This window comes from Faecalibacterium sp. 9, assembly GCF_048320955.1.
GTDB lineage: Bacteria > Bacillota > Clostridia > Oscillospirales > Ruminococcaceae > Faecalibacterium > Faecalibacterium wellingii.
The window spans coordinates 268,613-287,708 of sequence record NZ_JBLWGB010000003.1; the positions used below are offsets into that span (position 1 = coordinate 268,613).

21 protein-coding genes and 1 pseudogene are annotated in these 19,096 nt (G+C 46.3%); all 22 read left to right on the top strand.

The window, feature by feature from the left end:
- Window positions 1-51 precede the first annotated feature (51 nt).
- Complete coding sequence (locus ACKXF9_RS13480; RefSeq protein ID WP_070101529.1) at window positions 52-330, top strand: hypothetical protein; 279 nt, start codon at window positions 52-54, stop codon at window positions 328-330.
- Window positions 323-613 carry a hypothetical protein gene (locus tag ACKXF9_RS13485; protein ID WP_055163289.1) on the top strand — a complete coding sequence of 97 codons (291 nt, stop codon included), beginning with the start codon at window positions 323-325 and terminating at the stop codon, window positions 611-613. The genes ACKXF9_RS13480 and ACKXF9_RS13485 overlap by 8 nt, the downstream gene beginning before the upstream one ends.
- A 216-nt stretch (window positions 614-829) precedes the next feature.
- A complete protein-coding gene (locus ACKXF9_RS13490; protein WP_055163290.1) occupies window positions 830-1,078 on the top strand; it encodes a helix-turn-helix domain-containing protein in 249 nt (82 codons plus the stop codon).
- Entirely contained in the window at window positions 1,078-1,746 is a 669-nt protein-coding gene (locus ACKXF9_RS13495; protein ID WP_055163291.1) for a response regulator transcription factor, read from the top strand. Before ACKXF9_RS13490 ends, ACKXF9_RS13495 begins: the two co-directional genes overlap by 1 nt.
- A gap of 1 nt (window position 1,747) precedes the next feature.
- Window positions 1,748-2,755: a sensor histidine kinase gene (locus ACKXF9_RS13500; RefSeq protein WP_055163292.1), complete on the top strand. Its 1,008-nt coding sequence runs from the start codon at window positions 1,748-1,750 to the stop codon at window positions 2,753-2,755.
- Window positions 2,756-2,855: 100 nt separating this feature from the next.
- Window positions 2,856-3,536: an ABC transporter ATP-binding protein gene (locus ACKXF9_RS13505; RefSeq protein ID WP_055163293.1), complete on the top strand. Its 681-nt coding sequence runs from the start codon at window positions 2,856-2,858 to the stop codon at window positions 3,534-3,536.
- Complete coding sequence (locus ACKXF9_RS13510) at window positions 3,536-6,040, top strand: ABC transporter permease (RefSeq protein ID WP_055163294.1); 2,505 nt, start codon at window positions 3,536-3,538, stop codon at window positions 6,038-6,040. The genes ACKXF9_RS13505 and ACKXF9_RS13510 overlap by 1 nt, the downstream gene beginning before the upstream one ends.
- A gap of 42 nt (window positions 6,041-6,082) precedes the next feature.
- A complete protein-coding gene (locus tag ACKXF9_RS13515; protein ID WP_055163295.1) occupies window positions 6,083-6,445 on the top strand; it encodes a hypothetical protein in 363 nt (120 codons plus the stop codon).
- A 463-nt stretch (window positions 6,446-6,908) separates the two neighbouring features.
- A complete protein-coding gene (locus tag ACKXF9_RS13520) occupies window positions 6,909-8,144 on the top strand; it encodes a hypothetical protein (protein ID WP_055163297.1) in 1,236 nt (411 codons plus the stop codon).
- A gap of 60 nt (window positions 8,145-8,204) precedes the next feature.
- On the top strand, window positions 8,205-8,825 hold the full coding sequence (locus ACKXF9_RS13525) for a CHC2 zinc finger domain-containing protein (protein ID WP_055163298.1): 621 nt from the start codon (window positions 8,205-8,207) through the stop codon (window positions 8,823-8,825).
- Between the two features lie 16 nt (window positions 8,826-8,841).
- Window positions 8,842-9,744: pseudogene (locus ACKXF9_RS13530) on the top strand (VapE domain-containing protein); the annotation flags it as partial.
- Between the two features lie 32 nt (window positions 9,745-9,776).
- Window positions 9,777-11,228: a DEAD/DEAH box helicase gene (locus ACKXF9_RS13535; RefSeq protein ID WP_418266690.1), complete on the top strand. Its 1,452-nt coding sequence runs from the start codon at window positions 9,777-9,779 to the stop codon at window positions 11,226-11,228.
- A gap of 103 nt (window positions 11,229-11,331) precedes the next feature.
- Window positions 11,332-13,329 (top strand): phospholipase D family protein, encoded by a 1,998-nt coding sequence (locus tag ACKXF9_RS13540; protein WP_418266525.1) that lies wholly within the window; start codon window positions 11,332-11,334, stop codon window positions 13,327-13,329.
- An 89-nt stretch (window positions 13,330-13,418) separates the two neighbouring features.
- Window positions 13,419-13,601 carry an HFLK protein gene (locus ACKXF9_RS13545; RefSeq protein ID WP_418266526.1) on the top strand — a complete coding sequence of 61 codons (183 nt, stop codon included), beginning with the start codon at window positions 13,419-13,421 and terminating at the stop codon, window positions 13,599-13,601.
- 114 nt (window positions 13,602-13,715) lie between these two features.
- Window positions 13,716-14,243, top strand: coding sequence for an isochorismatase family protein (locus ACKXF9_RS13550; RefSeq protein WP_418266527.1), 528 nt, complete (start codon window positions 13,716-13,718; stop codon window positions 14,241-14,243).
- A gap of 10 nt (window positions 14,244-14,253) precedes the next feature.
- Entirely contained in the window at window positions 14,254-14,772 is a 519-nt protein-coding gene (locus ACKXF9_RS13555; RefSeq protein WP_418266528.1) for an O-acetyl-ADP-ribose deacetylase, read from the top strand.
- A gap of 630 nt (window positions 14,773-15,402) precedes the next feature.
- Window positions 15,403-15,873, top strand: coding sequence for a hypothetical protein (locus ACKXF9_RS13560; RefSeq protein WP_418266529.1), 471 nt, complete (start codon window positions 15,403-15,405; stop codon window positions 15,871-15,873).
- Window positions 15,874-15,887: 14 nt separating this feature from the next.
- Window positions 15,888-16,553 carry a DNA/RNA nuclease SfsA gene (gene sfsA, locus ACKXF9_RS13565; RefSeq protein ID WP_418266530.1) on the top strand — a complete coding sequence of 222 codons (666 nt, stop codon included), beginning with the start codon at window positions 15,888-15,890 and terminating at the stop codon, window positions 16,551-16,553.
- A gap of 110 nt (window positions 16,554-16,663) precedes the next feature.
- Window positions 16,664-17,041 (top strand): desulfoferrodoxin family protein, encoded by a 378-nt coding sequence (locus ACKXF9_RS13570; RefSeq protein WP_418266531.1) that lies wholly within the window; start codon window positions 16,664-16,666, stop codon window positions 17,039-17,041.
- A 415-nt stretch (window positions 17,042-17,456) separates the two neighbouring features.
- Window positions 17,457-17,738 (top strand): helix-turn-helix domain-containing protein, encoded by a 282-nt coding sequence (locus tag ACKXF9_RS13575; RefSeq protein WP_418266532.1) that lies wholly within the window; start codon window positions 17,457-17,459, stop codon window positions 17,736-17,738.
- Window positions 17,739-17,824: 86 nt separating this feature from the next.
- The gene (locus tag ACKXF9_RS13580) at window positions 17,825-18,286 is read left to right on the top strand and encodes a DUF523 domain-containing protein (protein ID WP_005921352.1); all 462 of its coding nucleotides are present in this window, start codon (window positions 17,825-17,827) and stop codon (window positions 18,284-18,286) included.
- The gene (locus ACKXF9_RS13585; RefSeq protein ID WP_418266533.1) at window positions 18,271-19,080 is read left to right on the top strand and encodes an HAD hydrolase family protein; all 810 of its coding nucleotides are present in this window, start codon (window positions 18,271-18,273) and stop codon (window positions 19,078-19,080) included. Before ACKXF9_RS13580 ends, ACKXF9_RS13585 begins: the two co-directional genes overlap by 16 nt.
- Window positions 19,081-19,096 lie beyond the last annotated feature (16 nt).

Genomic DNA, 19,096 nt, shown 5'->3' on the forward strand with positions numbered 1-19,096 from the left:
CTTGTTGCTTTTATTAACCTTAAATCTTAATCTTTCAAGGAGGAACCCACTATGAATATGAACATCAATGAAAAGAAAGCTCTTTATGCTTTTGGCTGTCCGAATCGAGAAGCGACCGTTCAACGCTTGCGTCTTGTGGCTGCACTTGCTCCCGACCCTGCGGCTAAGAAGCTGTTTTTCGCTCTGGCAGTCAAGTTGAATGACAAGGACTGTGACCGTTGGTATCGCTGTTTCTTCTACAACATGAGGGTGGAAATGGAACGCTTTGCTCACCACAAGTATGTGCCGGACAGCTATCCTGTTCCGATTATGGAGGGGCTTTATGAGTAAGCTGACGAAGTATGAGAAAGAAACAATCGTCCTGTTTAATGAAGCAGACGAAGAAGCTCATATCCAGACTTACAATGCCGGACTTCGGAAACGCCTTGAAGCGTTCAGCAAGAAGTACCCCGACCTCTGCCGTTTGGATATGAGTATGGGGCAAGGCGGTGTGTCCTATTGGATTGACAAGTCCAGATTGTCTATCCGCTTTCAGCCGCCCATGAGCGAGGAACGCAGACGAAAAGCAAGCGAATTGGCGAAGCAAAACGGTTTTAACGGTCAGAACGGATAATGTAGCTTTTCGGGTCTGTTTGCGGTCAAAATGTCGGGTCTGTACCCGATGTTTTGACTGTTACATATCGTCAAGGTATAAAGTCCTTACCTACCCAAAAAAGGAAAAGTATGCGTTATGGAGCTAATATGAACTACGAATTTACCGCAAGAGTGTTGATTTATTCACACTTGCGTGATATAATAATAGAATATGTAAGCACAAGGAGGGTAAGCTATGGCGGTAACATATAAAAAGTTGTTTCATTTAATGATTGACAAGGGTATGAGCAATGCGGAATTGATGGAACAGGCAGGTTTTAGTGCCAACATCATAACCCGATTGAAACGAGATAATTACCTTTCCCTTGACACCATCGAAAAGATATGCAACACACTCCATTGCGGAGTTGATGATATTCTTGAATTTATACCTAACGAAAAAGGCAATGATGCCAGAAATCCTTTCAGCAAGGAGAATACATGATGAGTAAATTATTATTAGTGGAGGATGACCAAAGTATCGTATCCTCATTATCGGACTATTTAGGAAATGAAGGGTTCAAAATCGAAAGTGCTTCCGGGCAAAAAGAAGCAATAGAAAAATTGGATAACGACCAATACGATATAGCCTTGGTGGATATTCAATTATCAAATGGAAATGGCTTTTCTGTTTGTTCTGCAATTAAAGAAAGAGGAACTATGCCGGTTATTTTCTTAACGGCGTCTGATGATGAATATAGTGTTGTGGCAGGACTGGACATGGGAGCTGACGATTATATCAGTAAACCATTTAGACCAAGGGAGCTTCTTTCAAGGATCAACAGCGTATTAAGGAGAACTAAGAACACGCAAAACATTATCAGCTACCATGACTTAGTTGTGGACACAAATCAAGCAACCGTGGTAAAAAACGGAACAGAGATTTTATTGTCTGCTATGGAATATAAGTTGCTGTTAGTCTTTTTGCGTAACAAAGGTATTGTCCTTTCTCGCAGAAGATTGTTGGAGCTTTTATGGGACACTACCGGAGAGTTTATCAATGATAATACGCTGACTGTTTACATGAAAAGGCTGCGTGACAAAATTGAAACAAATCCACAGGAGCCGGAAATCATAATTACCGTTCGTGGGCTTGGCTATAAGGTGGGTTGATATGGACTTTATCAGAAATAAAGAAGTTAAAAGGCAGATTGTTGTCAGCAGTATTCTTATTCTATTTTGGGGCGGCATTGGCATTATCGTTGATAGCAAAGCTGTGTGGATTGTTCTGTCGGCTATCATTTCATCAAGTGCAGTTTCCCTCTTTTTTACATATCAGAGATACAAGAAAATTGCTGATTTTAGTTTGCATATTGATAGGCTGCTGCATGGAGATGAAACGATTTCTTTTGGGCAGTTTCAAGAAGGCGAATTATCTGTTTTACATGATGAAATATCTAAGATGACAAGACGACTTATTGAACAGGCAGAAGCTCTGAAAATGGAGAAAGGTAATTTGGCGAATGCTTTAGCCGATATTTCACATCAATTAAAAACACCTTTGACATCGCTGAATATCCTAAATGCTTCTCTGTGTAATGAGGAACTGACTGACGAAGAAAGGTATGAGCTGATCCGCAAACAGACTATGCTCTTATCAAGAATGGAGTGGCTGATAGCCACACTTCTGAAAATATCCAAGCTGGATGCAGGAACGATTACTCTAAAGCCACAGGAGATATACTTAAAAGATGTGGTAGAAAAAGCAATTCGTCCTCTGGAGATTGCGGCAGAATTAAAAATGCAGACAATAACGCAAGTGATTCCGGCAGAACTGAAACTTGCTCTTGATGCTGATTGGACTGCTGAAGCCTTGGGGAATGTAATTAAAAACTGTATCGAACATTCACCAGAGAGCAGCAGTATTGAAATCAAGGCAATAGAAAGACCTCTTTTGACACAGATCATTATAGCGGATAATGGAGCAGGTTTTCGGAAAAAGGATATACCGCATCTATTTGACCGATTTTATCAAGGAAGTGGCTCTACAATCGGTAATGCCGGTTTGGGGTTGGCTCTGGCAAAAACAATCATCGTCAATCAGGGCGGCGTCATCCAGGCGAAAAACCGGAAGTCAGGCGGTGCAGAATTTGAAATCTGCTTTTATCGGGGGACTGCTTAATGCAGCCCCTTTTTAAGTGACATTTTTGTAATGAAAAAGTAATGAAGCAGTCACTTGGCTTTGCTATACTGAATTGCAAAAATATATGGAGGAACTTTTTATGGAAATATTAAGAGTAGAGAATATCTGCAAAACCTATGAAATGGACAATGCTCCTGTCCATGCTTTGTCAGATGTTTCTTTTTCCGTCGATAAAGGAGAGTTTGTTGCAATCATTGGAGCATCTGGGTCTGGCAAGTCTACCCTGTTGCACATTTTAGGTGGTGTTGACAGACCAACTTCGGGAAAAGTATTTGTGGATGGACAGGATGTTTATGAGCAAAACGAAGATGAATTGGCTGTATTCAGAAGAAGGCAGGTTGGGCTTGTCTATCAGTTTTATAATCTGATCCCGGTTTTGACTGTCGAGGAAAATATCACGCTGCCGATTCGATTGGATGGGCGTAAAATCAATAAGGAGCGTTTGAAAGAACTGCTATCCACGCTCAAACTGGTAAAGCGTAGAAAGCACCTGCCAAGTCAGTTATCCGGCGGTCAACAACAAAGAGTGGCAATCGGACGAGCGTTGATTAACGCACCTGCGATTATCCTTGCGGACGAGCCGACGGGAAATCTGGACACGGAGAACACAAGGGATATTATGAAACTTCTGCGTGAATCCAATGAAGTCTATCGCCAGACAATGATCCTGATTACCCATGACCGTGAAATCGCAATGCAGGCAGACCGTATTCTGGAAATTCAGGATGGCAGACTTGTGAGGGATGAGGTGATACGCTGATGAATATGATTTTCACGCTTACACTCAGGAATCTGCTGTCGAATAAAAAGCGTACCCTACTCACACTTTTAACCATTCTTTTGTCAATCAGTATGATAACCGCTATTCTCTGTGGGGGATGGTCGTTGGTTGATTTTTTGAAAGAGAAAGAAAAAGTGTATGGTGGCGATTATGACTACTACATGGAGGATTTGACTTGGGAGCAGGTTCAAGAGCTATATAGTCAAAACAATGTAGGCGAGGTTTCGCTTCTCCGCTTTGCCGGAAACAGTTTTTACGGGGAGAAATCCAACAGTACAATGCTCTCCGTTGGCGAGATTGACGAGAACTTTACCCAAAGATTTTCGTTAAATCAGTATTTGCTTGCGGGGCGTTTCCCGCAAGATGAAAATGAGCTTGTTATTTCAGAATCTTTTTTGAAGAAAAACAATATGAACACAGAGATTGGAGATACGATTTCTTTAACCCTTGGTTCAAGAATTTGGGATGAATATAATGCCCAGCTTTCCGGGCTGACAAATTATAGGGGCGAAGAAGAAAGTTTCGTTCCAACGAAAGAGAAAGCGTATGTAGTTGTTGGTATTCTGTCAGATGTGAATGACTCAAAAATCGCAGCAAACTATAATGCCTTTGCAGGCGTTGACAAAACGGCATCCGATTTTGCTGCGTATGTCAAGGCAAAGAATTTATCCAATTCGATCTATACAGAAGCCGAAGAAGTGGCTGCGGCAGTAGACAGTCATGTAGCAAAGTTTCATTCTGAACTGTTAGTCTATCATGGAATTACCGGCGGCAAAGGAGCTGCCAAACTGATTGCTTTGGTAGTCATGGTCATTTGCCTTTTGATGGCTGCATCCGCTTCAATGATCAGCAACGCCCTCTCCATTTCCTTGCAGGAACGAATTAAGCAGATGGGAATGTTATCCAGTATTGGAGCCACAAAAGGGCAAAAACGCCTTAGTGTATATTTAGAAGCCTTTCTTTTGGGTGTGGTAAGCATACCTTTGGGATTGGTTGTCGGCATACTGCTGTCTGCTCTGTTGTTAAGTGTGGTCAGGGCAGCTTTTGGAGAAACATTCACTTTTGGCATTGTAGAACTGTCCTTAAAGGTAAACGGACTTATCCTACTCGTCAGCGGATTATCCGGCATTGCTTCTTTGTACTTCGGAAGCAGAAAGCCTGTGAAGCAAGCTGCTAAAATTACAGTTATTGAAGCTATCCGCCAGTCTAACAATGCGGTATCAAAAAAGAAATTCCGTGATGGAAAAATCGTTTCTTTGGTTTTTGGCATTTATGGTTCGCTGGCAGCTAAAAATATTAAGCGTAATCCAAAACGCTTCCGAGCAATTACTGGCTCTATTTTCTTGTCGGTGGTAATTGCCCTTTCCTTATACAGTTTGTCTGATTTTATGCTTTATCAGACATCCTTGGACATGAAGGAGGACGGTTCCTGTTATACTGATGTGATTTCGACGATTCAATACAAAGATATTCCTACCGCAATCGGGGCATTATCGGATGAAAATATCACTGCGGATGTTTCCTATTCTTTTCAGCGATATATGACTGCTGAATTTTCGCAGGAACAAATCAATCCTGATATGCAGGGATATTTTATCAATGGTACGAAAGCAGAGGTATATGTCGTAGGACTGGACGAAGAACATTTTACTTCCTTTTGTGAGGAAAATGGCTTTCATATTATGACTGGCAGCTCCAATCGTGGAATCCTGCTCAATCAGACAATGGGATATTATAATGCGGGTCAAAATCGAGTGATTGCAGGCTCCCCGTTTCTTATTGAACCGGGAACTGAAATCATTCCGTTGGGGGCATCCGAGGATGCCTTGCCGATTATCGTGGAAGAAATCGTTTCAGAAGAAAATGCAAATATCCAATCCATGTTTGTGAGAGATCGAGCTGTCCTCATTGTGCCTTTAAGTTATTTTAACTGGCTGATAGATGATAACGCCTATGTGGAAATGAGAATACAGACAGCACAGCATAAAGAAGCAATGGACTGTCTGGCTGACAGAGGATTTCCGCAAACTGTGGACATTGCAGCCGCAACGAATAATTCCAGACAGGTATATACGATTGCAAAACTGGTAATCTGCCTGTTCTCGATCCTGATGACGGTTATTATCAGTTTGAATGTTTGCAACACTATCTCAAATACAATTCATTTGAGAAGAAGCGAATTTGCTGTTCTGCGTTCTGTTGGTATGACTGCCAAAGGATTGAAATGTACGCTATTGCTTGAAGCTGTTTTGTACGGCGTAAAAGCATTGGTTCTTGCGTTGCCTGTGAGCTTTTTGATTCATTGTGCCATCTACTACTTCATATCGTCGGGTATGACACCATTTGCTTTTTATATCAACGGTGGTATTTATGCTCTTGCAGTTCTGGCGGTCGGTGCTATGGTATGTATCGCTATGCTGTTTGCTGTCAGAAGCGTATCAAAGGTGGAAATTGTAGAGGAACTGAAATTGAGCAATATGTAATCATTCAATCTAACAAAGCAACTGAAACGGAGGTAATAGAAATTGCGTAAAAAGAAACTGGTAAAGAGAGTTGCAGGCATTGCTTTGACTGTTGGTGTAGTTATACTTGCCATTGTATGTGTCGGTAAAGTAAATCGCATTCAGAACGAAAAAGATATTATTGGCACATGGAAGGATACAAATGCGGAGGAGGTATTTACCTTTCAAGAGAACGGGGAACTTGCTGTGAGTAAAGATATGCCCGATTCGGGTCTGTCCTGCGGTAACGCATCTTATGGTTTTTCTTACTCGGATATAATCTGCGTGACACAGGGAGATAGTAGTGTAGAATTTGAGATAGAAGTAGATCATGACGAATTGACAATCTTCTTTATGGGGCAAGAATACTTAGCGTTAGAAAGGTAATGGTAGAAACTCTCTTGTTTCGTAAAAACTGAATAGAATGAACAAACCAAAGGCGACTAACCGTAAAAAGTTGGTCGCTTTTGCTTTGCTCATTTGCAAAGCGGATGTGTCGGAAACGGCATATCCGAAAAGTGGAGAAATCCGATTTGACGAAATTGGACTTCTCCATTTTTTTGTGAAAGTCTCCGATGGAGAGTTTCGCAAAAACCGATGGACTGCAAATGTCGGCAGCTGACGATGTGAAGCAGTTTATCGGGCAGGAGTACAGAGGGCGGCAAGCCCTTTGTGCATGGGTACAGGGAATGCAATATCCCTGTGCAGGTCAAGGGCGGCAGCCTTGCCCAGTTAAGTGGCGTTTCGCCACTTAGTACTGGGTATTACTTGTCGCAAAATTGCAGCAAGGATGGCAGCTTCGCTGCCCCTTTCCCCTGCGGGGAAAATCTGAACGGAGGTTAGAAATGGTTTGAAATTAACAAGACACAACGGTCGCTCCGGCAAGCATGGCACTTACAACCCGAAGCACAATGACCGCACTTTTGATGTGAGCAACAGCGAACACATTGACGAAGAACGAGCCAAGCACAATGTCTATTGGGACTGCTTCAACGGCTATCGCACCTTTGCAGAGAAGCAAGTCCAGAGCGAGCTTGCAGACACTTTCGAGGAAGTGGAGGAACTGTTCTACTCCGCAAAATACGGTGCTTATGTCGAAGCACAGAACGCCAGAAACGATAAGAACAGGCACTCGGAACGCAACCGCACCACAACGGATTTGCTTAAAGACAAAAGGACTTGCCCGGAGGAAACCATCTATCAGATCGGAAAGATGGGCGACCATGTTTCGCCTGATGTTCTGCTGAAAGTCGTGACGGATTTCTTCGTGGAGATGGAACGGCGTTTCGGCTCTCATGTTCACATTCTGGATTGGGCATTACATCTGGATGAAGCGACACCGCACATTCAAGAACGCCATGTATTCGACTGTGAAAACCGCTACGGCGAGATTTGCCCACAACAGGAAAAGGCACTTGAAGCATTAGGCTTTGAACTGCCAGACCCCACCAAGAAGCAAGGCAGACACAACAACCGAAAAATGACTTTCGATTCTGCCTGTCGTGCCATGCTCTTTGATATTGCAAAAAGGCATGGTCTGCATTTGGAGCAAGAGCCGGAATATGGAGGGCGAGCCTATCTTGAAAAACAGGACTTCATTCTTGCCAAACAAAAAGAGCAGTTGGAGGTACAGGAGCAGAGATTAGAGGAACTGACTTTGAAAATCGAGGATGTGGAAACGCTGATTGATGATGTTGCCGATATTGCCTATGACAAGGCGGTGGAGGTCGTGACAGATACAGTCAGAGTGGAAACCCACAAGGAGGACATTCGGCTGATTGAGGAAACAAAGACATGGCTTCAATCGCCGGAACGCAAAGCACCGAAGAAAGAGCGTGACTATGCAATCAGCCGTTTGGATGGCGTGATTGGCAAAATCAAAAATGCCATGCAGTCTGCATTGCAGAAAATCCAGTCCAGACTTCTTTCGCCGGAGGTCAAGAAAACGAGCAAAGAGCAGATTAAGGAAAAGGTCAAGCCCTCCATCCTTGCCAGACTTGAAAGAAACAAGGAACTGGCAAAACAGGAAAATGAAGCGAGACGGAGCGAACACCGTCCGCACAAAAAACAGAATATGGAGCTTTAAGGCACTTGCCATTTTCGATTTGAGAATGACAGGTGCTTTTTCCATTTTGGGAGGTTGATAATGAATGTATTTGAAGCAGTAAAGCAGTCGGTCACGACAAGGCAGGCGGCAGAGTTTTACGGCTTTCGTGTAAACCGAGCCGGAATGATAGCCTGTCCGTTTCACAATGACCGCACACCGAGCATGAAAGTGGATAAGCGTTTTCATTGTTTCGGCTGCGGTGCGGATGGGGATGCCGTTGACTTTGTTTCCCGACTGTTTGAATTGCCGAGCAAAGAAGCCGCTATGAAACTGGCTGACGATTTCGGTATCGCTTATGACCGAAACGGCAAGCCGTCCATCGTGGCAAAAATCCGAGAGCCTACCGCCAAACAGAAGTTTGAAGCGGAGGAAAAACGGTGCTTTCGTGTGCTGTCCGATTACTTCCACAAGCTCCGAGCGTGGGAAAAGGACTATGCACCGAAGCAGCCAGAGGACGAATGGCATCCGCTATTTACAGAAGCCTTGAACAAGAGAGATTATATTGAATATCTCCTTGATATTTTGATTGACGGAACACTTGAAGATAGAAAGGCACTTGTAGCCGAGCAAAGAAACGAGGTGATGAAACTTGAACGAAGATTTGCAGACAGCCGCCAGAGAGGAAATTCGAGACCGATTAGAACTGACACAGCAAGGTAAGCCTGCGAATACCGCCATGAATTACAAGACGGTATTTCAGAATGACCCTCTACTGAAAGGTGCTATCCGCAAAAATCTGTTGACGGAACGCACCGACATTGTAAAGCCGCTTGGTTGGTATCGTGAAAGCTCCACTCTGACCGATGTGGATATTAAATATCTGCTTCTCTACTTTGAAGAACACTACGGCTTGACGGTTGAGAAGAAAATCGAGGATGCCGCATTGGTTATTGCCAACGAAAACCGCTACCACCCTGTCTGCGATTTTCTGAACGGCTTGGAGTGGGACGGACAGGAACGCATACGCTTTTGTCTGCACCGCTTTCTTGGGTCGGATGCCGATGATTATACCTATGAAGCCTTGAAGCTGTTTCTGCTTGGGGCAATCAGCCGAGCCTTTAAGCCGGGGTGCAAGTTTGAAGTCATGCTATGCCTTGTCGGAGGGCAAGGAGCCGGAAAGTCCTCTTTCTTCCGTCTGCTTGCGGTCAAGGACGATTGGTTTACCGATGACCTTAAAAAGCTGGATGATGAAAATGTGTACCGCAAAATGCAAGGGCATTGGATAATCGAGATGTCGGAGATGATAGCCACAGCCAATGCAAAGAGTATTGAGGAAATCAAGTCCTTTTTGAGCAGACAGAAAGAGACCTACAAAGTCCCCTATGAGACACATCCGGCAGACCGCAAGCGACAATGCGTGTTTGGCGGTTCGTCAAATACTCTGGACTTCCTACCCCTTGACCGCACAGGCAACCGCCGTTTCGTGCCGGTCATGGTTTACCCCGAAAGAGCCGAGGTGCATATCCTCGACAATGAGGAAGAATCCAGAGCCTACATTCATCAGATGTGGGCAGAAGCAATGGCGATCTACCGAAGCAGAGACTTCAAGCTGCGGTTTAGCCCGACAATGAATGAGTATGCCACCATGCAGCGGCTAATACTTATCAAAAAATCTTTACCTACTTCCATCCGAAGTTTATTCTGGGCTTGACTGCAACACCGGAGCGCAGTGATGGCGAGGATATGCTGGAGTTGTTCCAGAATGTTGCCCACAAAATGGACCTGAAGACTGCAGTGGAGCGCGGTGTACTGGTGCCGATTCGCTGCATCCGGGTCAAAACCAACATTGATCTAACCGATGTGCGGATCAATGGTATCAAATACAACTCGCAGGATCTGGAAAGTAAGCTGTTCATTCCGGAGCGCAATCAGTTGATTGTTGATACCTATCTGAAGTACGTGAATGGCAAGAAGACTGTGATTTTTTGCGCAAGTGTAGATCATGCGGCGGAGATTGCGAAGCTGCTGCGCGACAATGGGGTGAAAGCAGAGGCTGTTTCCGGGCGTGACCGGGTAGAAATCCGGGATAAGATCCTGAAAGATTACGAAACCGGTTCTACGAATGTTCTTTGTGCCTGTGACTTGCTGAATGAGGGCTGGGATAGTCCTCATACCACAGTGCTGTTCATGGCACGGCCCACAATGTCTAAAACAATCTATATGCAGCAGCTTGGGCGAGGCACCCGCCGCTGTCCGGGAAAAGATGACCTGCTGGTGATTGATTTTGTAGACAACGCCAATATGTTCAATATGCCCTACAGTCTGCATCGGGTGCTGGATATTTCAAAATATCAGCCCATGGCCTATGTGCTGGCCCCGGAGAACAAGCGGAAGCTGGATCAGGACATGCTGTTCAAGGGAGAAAAGCCGGAAGCGTGGCTGGATGTGCCGATTGATGTAGACGACTACGAAATCATCGACTTGTTCAATTGGCAGAACAGCGTCAAGGATATGATCTCGCAGATTGAGTTTGTTCGGATGGTAGATGTGCAATCCGAAACGGTAGATCGTTATATCAAGGATGGAAAAATCAAGCCGGATCTTTCTGTCCCGTTTGGCGACAAGCGGATGTTCCACTATTTCCGCGAGGAAAGTGTCCGAAACATTGCCAAGCAGTACGGCTGGGATCTCATCACGCCGCAGAATATGGCAGATAAGTTCATGAAATTCATTGAAACGATGGATATGAGCTTTTCCTATAAGCCGGTCCTGCTCAAAGCAATTTATGAGTACATGGACAGCAATGGCAGAGTTGCCCTGCCGGATGTGGTGGATTACTTCATTGACTTTTATGAAGACCGCAAGGCGCATGGGATGATTGCGGAAAAGCCCAACAGTATCTACCAAAAGGGTGGCTACACTAAGAAGGATGTGGAGAAGAACATTCTGTCCAATCCTTTCAAGCGTTTTGAAGACATGCGTTTTTTGATGCGTTGCAAAGATGTAGAGACCGTTGAAGTGAATCCCATCATCTTCCGCAAACTGACACGGGAAGATTGGCTGCATATTGTGGATGTCTGCGACAAGAGCCTTGAAAAATATTATGCACGATTCCCAAAGTGACTAAAAAGGGAGGATTATAGTACACATATAGGTGTAAAATGTGAATAAGAGCAGCATTCAAACTGAATTGTGCTGAAAAAACCAATGAAAGGAATGAATCTGAATGGAGAATTTGTCCTTTTTCGATGAGCAGCAAACTATGGAAAACTTGAACGGTGTAAAAGACTCAAAGCACTTGGATGTTGTTAAACTGAATTATGAGTCATGCGAGTCTCTGACATGGCAGGAGCTTTTTTTCGGATATAATAATCTTTGCGCAATCACCTATTCTTCCGGTATTGGTTTTGTGTGTGAACTTTTGGATCGGTTTGAACAGGCAGAGATTATTTTCGGTTGCGAAGATGTTATGGATTACTCCATGCAAAGTGTGATGGCGTACCAGTGCAAGCTGATTGAACGAATGAGAAATAAAGCGTATAAAAAGCTTGCCGAGCGTGTGGAAAATGGAACGTTGCATCTTTTCGTTGCAAGGGATATTCTTTCTCATGAAAAGATCTATTTGCTTTCAGCCAAGGATGGTAGAAAACGCGTGATAATGGGTTCGGCAAATATGTCAGCAGCCGCATTTGAAGGAAGGCAGCGCGAGAATATCTGCTATATGGATGGAGATGAAGCATTTGACTGGTATATGGAGTGTTACCAGACGTTAAAAGAAAAAAGCACGGACGAAATTGGAAAAGATTCGCTTTTGTGTGCCGATGACGGTGAAAATCTGGAAGAACTTCCGATTGCAAAGACGGTTCGAGTAAAAAAGGCTGTTGTGATTCAGCCTGTCTCAGAAAATCAGAAAGAGGAAGTGCGCTTTGCGCTTGATGTAAAGGGACTTGCAGCAAAATTCAAACCATGCGTCCCGAAACCGGATAAAAAAGGAAAAATTCTGCTGTCGCCAGATAAAATCAAAATCATCCGAAAGCATGTGGTTGAGGCAAAAACATTGGAAAAAGAACAACGCAGTGAGTACCCGCAGCTTGATGTTGAGCCGGATGAAAAGTACGTGACGTTAAATGAACAAAAACTCGATTTGAACCCTCCGAAGGCCGAAGTTGAGAAAGATGTGGAATTGTTCCTGCGTTATATGGATGGATATGAAAAATTCCATGGAGATCATGTTGGAATGCAGTTCCGATACTATGAATTTGCAAACTGGTTCTTCTGCTCTCCATTTATGGCCTGTATGAGGGATATGGCAGTTCGATATAATCAGAACACATTACCTTATCCGGTGTTCGGGCTTGTTTATGGACAAAGCAAAGCAGGAAAAACAAGTTTTCTGGAAACGCTTCTAAAAATGATGATCGGCCAAAAGACAAAGATTTCTGCACCTGATTTTACGCGATCAAGCATTGATAGCCTTAAACAAACGGTGCACGGAGCACCGATTATTGTGGATGATCTGACAAATACAAGATTCAGTCAACATGCGATCGAAACAATCAAGAATGATGATTTTGGGATTGCAGAGCATTTGGTAAACTATCCGGCTGTTGTGATCAGTGCAAATGAAGATGTCAAAGCTGTTGCACCGGAAGTGATTCGCCGGACAGTGATCTGTCGTGTTCAGGCAGGACTGACCAACACAGAAGTGATGAGCAGCAATATTGTGCGTACGGTTCAGCGGGAGGTTGGGACGGCACTTTATCGGGAATATCTGCGACAGATGCTTGAAATTGTTCCGGAATTGCTGGAATTGATGAAAGATGATGAACAGGATGAAGCGCCTGATATTCTGAAAGCATCGTCACAGGTCCTTATGAATATTTTCAAAGAGTATGGGCCGGAAACGCTGCCAGAATATATTCGAGTTTTGAGTCTTGAGGATTATTTCAGCGAGAAAGTAACGGGAAGCTACGCAATAAAAACAATTCAAAATGCATGGAAAACCAGCAAGGATTCATTTGAAATTTATCCCCGAACAAATGAACTCTGCTATAATGCGGGTGCGACATATGAGGCCGACAGAATTTTGAAAGAATTGCCAGAGACATTGGAAGTACGTAAATCCAGAGACTGCCTGATGATGAATCTGGAGGAGGCGCAGAAGTTCTTTGGTATCACTTTTAAGAAACCGTTATTTCCATGGCTTTCAAAGATTTTTGCATAAAATGCTTTGAAAGAGATGCTTGTTGGACATCACTTTCGATAAAATGAACCTCAGAAGGGAAAAAATATATTTCTGAGGAAGACAAAACAATGTCAAACGGTGATTATGGTTACTTCGGCAAAGGTGATACGGGCTATGCCCAGTACATGACGGCGTTCAACCGCAACTTCGGCGGTTCGTCCGGCGGTGGCGGCAGGGACGGCAGCGGGTGCGGCTGCCTGATCGTTATTACAGTGGTCGTGGTGCTGATCCTGATCGTCTTGGATGGCTGAATCAATCCCTGCAGGTGAAACACAGGTTTTCCCTGTGGGGATTTTTCGAATCTGCTTGTAGAAAACGGCGGTCTATGATAGCATGAAATCAAAGAAAAACAGGAGGGCTTACACATGGTTTTACTGATTGAGGATACACAAAAAGGTATCGTGGATGAACGCCTGTACGCGTTTGAAACGTTTGTCAGCAACATCAAGAAGCTGATCCGGACTGCCCGCGAACAGGGAATCGAGGTCGTCTATGTCCAGCATGACGATGGGCCCGGCACCGGTTTCTCCATCGGGGACGATGAATTCGAGGTCTATTCCGGGTTTGCGCCACTGCTGACTGAAAAACGGTTCGTCAAGACTGTATGCAGTGCGTTCAAAAAAGAGAGCGGCCTGCTGGAATATCTGACGGAAAAGGACGAAAAAGACGTGATGGTCTGCGGCATCATGACCGACTTCTGCATCAATGCAACGGTGGAGGCGGGCTTTGAGCATGGCCTGCACATGATCGTTCCTGCCTATGCAAATTCCACGCAGGACAACGAGTACATGACGGGGGAGCAGAGCTACCGCTATTATAATGAGTTCCTCTGGCTGGATCGCTATGCCGATTGTGTGCCCATGGACAAGGCGCTGGAGCTGCTCAAAAAGTGAGGTGTTTACAATGATTTCTGAAAAAGCCAAAAATCAGATTCAAGTGGTGCAGGGCGACATCACTAAGCTGGACTGTGACTGCATCGTGAATGCGGCCAATCGGAGTCTGCTGGGTGGCGGCGGTGTGGATGGTGCCATCCACTGGGCAGCAGGGCCGGAATTGTTGGCGGAGTGTCGTACGCTGCACGGCTGCCGCACCGGCGAAGCAAAAATCACCAAGGGCTACCGGTTGAGAGCAAAGTATATCATTCATACGGTAGGCCCGATTTATTCCGGCACAGCAGAGGATGCCGCGCAGCTGGCGGACTGCTACCGCAATTCGCTGGACCTTGCCAAGGAGCATGATGTCCATAGCATTGCGTTCCCGGCAATTTCGACCGGCGTGTATGGCTACCCGCTGGAAGATGCCACGGAGATTGCAGTCAAAACAGTGGCACAGTGGCTGGAAGATCACGCGGATTACGCCATGCAGATGATTTTCTGCTGCTTCGATGCCCGGACGGAGCGGGTGTATCAGGCAAGGCTGTAACCGGAAGAGGTGTGAGAGATGGGCTTTTTCAAAAAGCTGTTTACAGGGATCGGTTTTGCGGCAGGATTTCTGTTCTTCGGATGCTTGTCAGTGATTGTGTATGCGTCCCGTGGACGGCATAAACCCTGCCATCGGCGCAGCAGCTTTTGGAACACACTGGAGCGCTACCTGATTTTTTCGTGGATCTGTGATGGTGTGCGCAGCAGCCGGAAACGAGCGGAAAAGTCCTATTATCAGCGCACAGGCGGCGATTTCTGGCAGATGCAGACACAGGCTCGACCGGAAAATGTTAAAAATGCTGTTCCTGCGGTGAAAACACCAAGGCCGGAGGCAAAAAGCACGAGCACAGGTGCAACGCGGTCGGTAAAACCAAAGAGAACGGAGCGTCCTTCTGCGGCACAGAAAGCATCGGCAGCACAAAGTAGCGTCCGAAATGTGTCGGTGCCGACTATGGCAGGGCATAGCGTTTCGGAGGCTGACGCAAAAAAGCACAGCGAATGGTCAAAGCCGAAAACAGAGCCCAAGCAGGAGCATGCTGCGCAACAGTCAGAAGCCAAAGAAGTACATCAAAAGTCCGCACAGCAATTGGAAGCAAAACGGCAGCAGAAACTGGAAACTCTGCGCACTGCGATGCAGAAACAAATTTGCGCCATCCATGCAGATGTAGAACTCCCGGCCAACGGTCAGAATGACAGTGGGGCGGTGGAGCAGAAACTGCATGTCCTGTTGTACAAGTCCACGCTGCCAGAAAATGACCTGAATCGGGCACTGGACGAGCTTCGGACAGAGCGCAGACGGCAAAAGGCAGAGTATCAGGGCGCACCGTTCGCAGACGTGTTTTTGGTGAACCTGATTTTGTCCGATGAGGACAGTGAACGGGCCTGCATCGTGGATGTGGGGGATACGGGCATGAGCTATGTCATTCCATGGAGCAGCATCCCGAAAGACCTGCAGGAACCGCTGCACCGCTATGTATCGGAAGCGGAAGGAAAGCTCTGCGGCTACTGCAAGGAAGAACTCTGCAACAGTGAAAGCGGCAGGATGGTCGTGGAACTGTATCTTGGTAAACAGGATGGGCATGGCTCCCGAATCCTGTACTGAAAATGGAGTAAAGATTGAAATACAGAGAAATCGCAGACGGCATTTTTGTTGACCGTCCCAACCGCTTTATTGCCCATGTGGAAATGAATGGAGCGGTGGAAACCGTCCATGTCAAGAACACCGGGCGGTGCAGGGAACTGCTGCTGCCCGGTACTGCGGTGCGGCTGGAAGTGTCAGACAACCCAAAACGCAAAACAAAATACGACCTTGTGGCGGTACACAAGCAGGGCCTTGGCTGGGTCAACATGGACAGTCAGGCACCCAACAAGGTAGTAGGAGAGTGGCTTGCAAAACAGGGCTACGACTATATCAGGCCGGAATTCACCTATGGGAAGTCCCGCATCGACTTTTACATGGAAAAGGGAGAACAGAAGTACCTGCTGGAAGTCAAAGGCTGTACACTGGAAGTGGACGGCATCGGCTATTTCCCGGATGCAACTACCGAGCGCGGCGTGAAGCACCTGCACGAGCTGGCGCAGGCACAGCAGGCAGGGTATCGGTGCGCAGTGGCTTTCGTGATTCAGATGGAAGGCATCACCGAGGTGCGGCCAAATGTCAGCACACAGCCGGAGTTTGGTACGGCACTGGCCGAAGCAAAGGCCGCAGGTGTGCGGGTGCTGTTTCTGCTCTGCCATGTAGGGCGGGATAGTCTGGAAATCGTGGAGCAGAGGGAAGGGTGAAGACGGCAGAAAAATGCTTTGCGTGATTCAGTTACAGAAATCATAAATAGGAAATGTTATCATATAGATACAAGAAACACACCGATAACATTCCGATGGAGGATTTCGATATGAAGGCAAAGTTTTACATCTGCAATCACTGCGGCAACCTCGTCACTACCATCCATAACGCAGGCGTTCCGCTGGTCTGCTGCGGGGAGAAAATGAAAGAGCTGGTTCCCAATACGGTGGAAGCCAGTGGCGAGAAGCATCTGCCGGTGGCAGAGCTTTCCGGCAGTCGTCTCACGGTCACAGTGGGCGCGATGGAGCACCCCATGGCGGATGTTCACTATATTCAGTGGATTTTTGTGGAGACTGAGAACGGCGGGCAGATCCGCTATCTGAATCCGGGGCAGGCTCCCAACGTGGGGTTTGAACTGGGAAGTGAAAAGCCGGTGGCTGTTTACGCATACTGTAATCTGCATGGGCTCTGGATGACGAAACTCTGATACAATCAATGCAAACGGGGAGTGATTTGATGTCACTCCCTGTTTTTTGATGAGAACTTTATGCGGTTCTTTTGGTTCGGAACTGTGTATAAATGGGATGGATAAAATGAGTAGGCACACTATATGCGTTTGTTAAACGCTGACAGCGTTCAATTTTTTGCGTGGAATCGTGAAAATGAGACCTGTGAAAAACGTAGAAAATTTGATATGGTTGCGCTGCAAACTAAGACATATTGATGTTTTTGAAACGAGTTTATAGTGAAATATGTGCGATTCGAATGCAGATATTCATTCTTGTGAGTTTGTTGTGTGAATTTGTCACGTTCCGCCGCAAAAAAGGACTTGACGGAAAAATACTCTGTGGTAATTTATGAGCAAATTCGCTTTTGTGAAATAAAGTCGAATTTGAATCCGCATGCATTATCCTGGTATCCGCGATTTGCGGAAAAAGCAAGGGATTACACAGAAACAGTTGAGTATAATGCTGAACATTAGTGCGAACCATCTTGCAAAAGTTGAAACGGGAAGCCGCTGCTGCTCGATTGAGTTGCTGCAGGATCTTTCGTCCTGCCTGAATGTCAGAACGGACTATCTGCTGAACGGAGATGCACCGCATAACAACCATCTGAGGGAAAGACTGACGTTTCTTGCACAGGAATTAGAAAAGATTACGGCGGACCTCCCGGTATGGGGATAGGAAAAAGCAGAATCCTCTTTTTCAATGCCCAAAAGCGTGGTAGAATAGGTAAAAGATTCAGTATCTGAAAAACGGAGCGCGCAACAATGAAGATTCTGGTCAGCGCCTGCCTGCTGGGCGAAAACTGCAAATACAGCGGCGGAAACAATTACAATCAGGCGGTCTGTGATTTTGCGCGGGGGCATCAGGTGGTTCCGGTTTGCCCGGAGGTTTTGGGCGGCCTGCCCACACCGCGGTGCCCGGCGGAAATCGTGCAGGGCGTTGTCACGAACAAAGAGGGCATCAATGTGGACCGGGAGTTCCGAGCGGGCGCAGCCAAGGCCCTTGCCATCGCAAAAGAAAATGGGGTGGAGCTTGCCATCCTGCAATCCCGCAGCCCCAGCTGCGGCGTGAAGGAAATTTACGATGGAACGTTTTCCGGGACAAAGATTCCCGGACAGGGCGTTTTTGCCAAGATGCTGATGGACGAAGGCATCCGTGTTCTGGATGCCGGGGAATTGCCTAAAATTATCTTGAAAAATGAGGACGGAAAATGTCAATCAGACTGATTTGCAGCGATATTGACGGTACGCTGCTGCAATACGGCAGGAAAGAGCTGGAAGGCGAGATCTTTGAACAGATACGGGAGCTGCATCGGCGCGGTATTTTGTTCTGCCCGGCATCCGGCCGGCAGTATACCAGCCTGCGCAAGCTCTTTGCACCGGTGGCAGACTGCTGTGTGTTTCTCTGCGAAAACGGCGGCGTGATCTATAAGGACGAACAGTGCATCGCCAAGAACCCGATGCCCCGTGCACTGGCCGAAGAAATCGCCAACGACCTGTGGACCCGCAGCGATGGGCAGGGCGAAGTGATGCTCTCCGGTCAGAATACTGCATACCTGATGGAGCGGGGTCTGGGAATGCTCAAGCGTATTCAGTTCATCGGGAACAATTATCAAATCATCCATGACCCTTCCGAGGTGCCGGAGGAGATCACAAAAGTATCGGTGTATCTGCACGAAGGCGTAGAATCTTACACGAAACGGTTTGTCCCACGATGGAAAGAGGCGAACTGCGCTGTGGCAGGGCCGTACTGGATCGACACCACCTTTGCCAACAAGGGCATCGGTGTGCGCAGCATCTGCAAGACGCTGGACATCGCCCTTGCCGATGTGATGGCTTTTGGCGACAACTACAACGATGTTTCCATGCTGGACATTGTAGGCACGCCTTACATCATGGATGGCTCTGCTGCACCTCTGCGGGAGAAGTACCCGAACCATACACCCCGCCCAGAGGATGTGCTTCGGGAGTTCTTGAAGCAGAACTGGATTTTGAACGCGCGTGTGCAAAATTCAAAATGATACGATATAAGGAAAT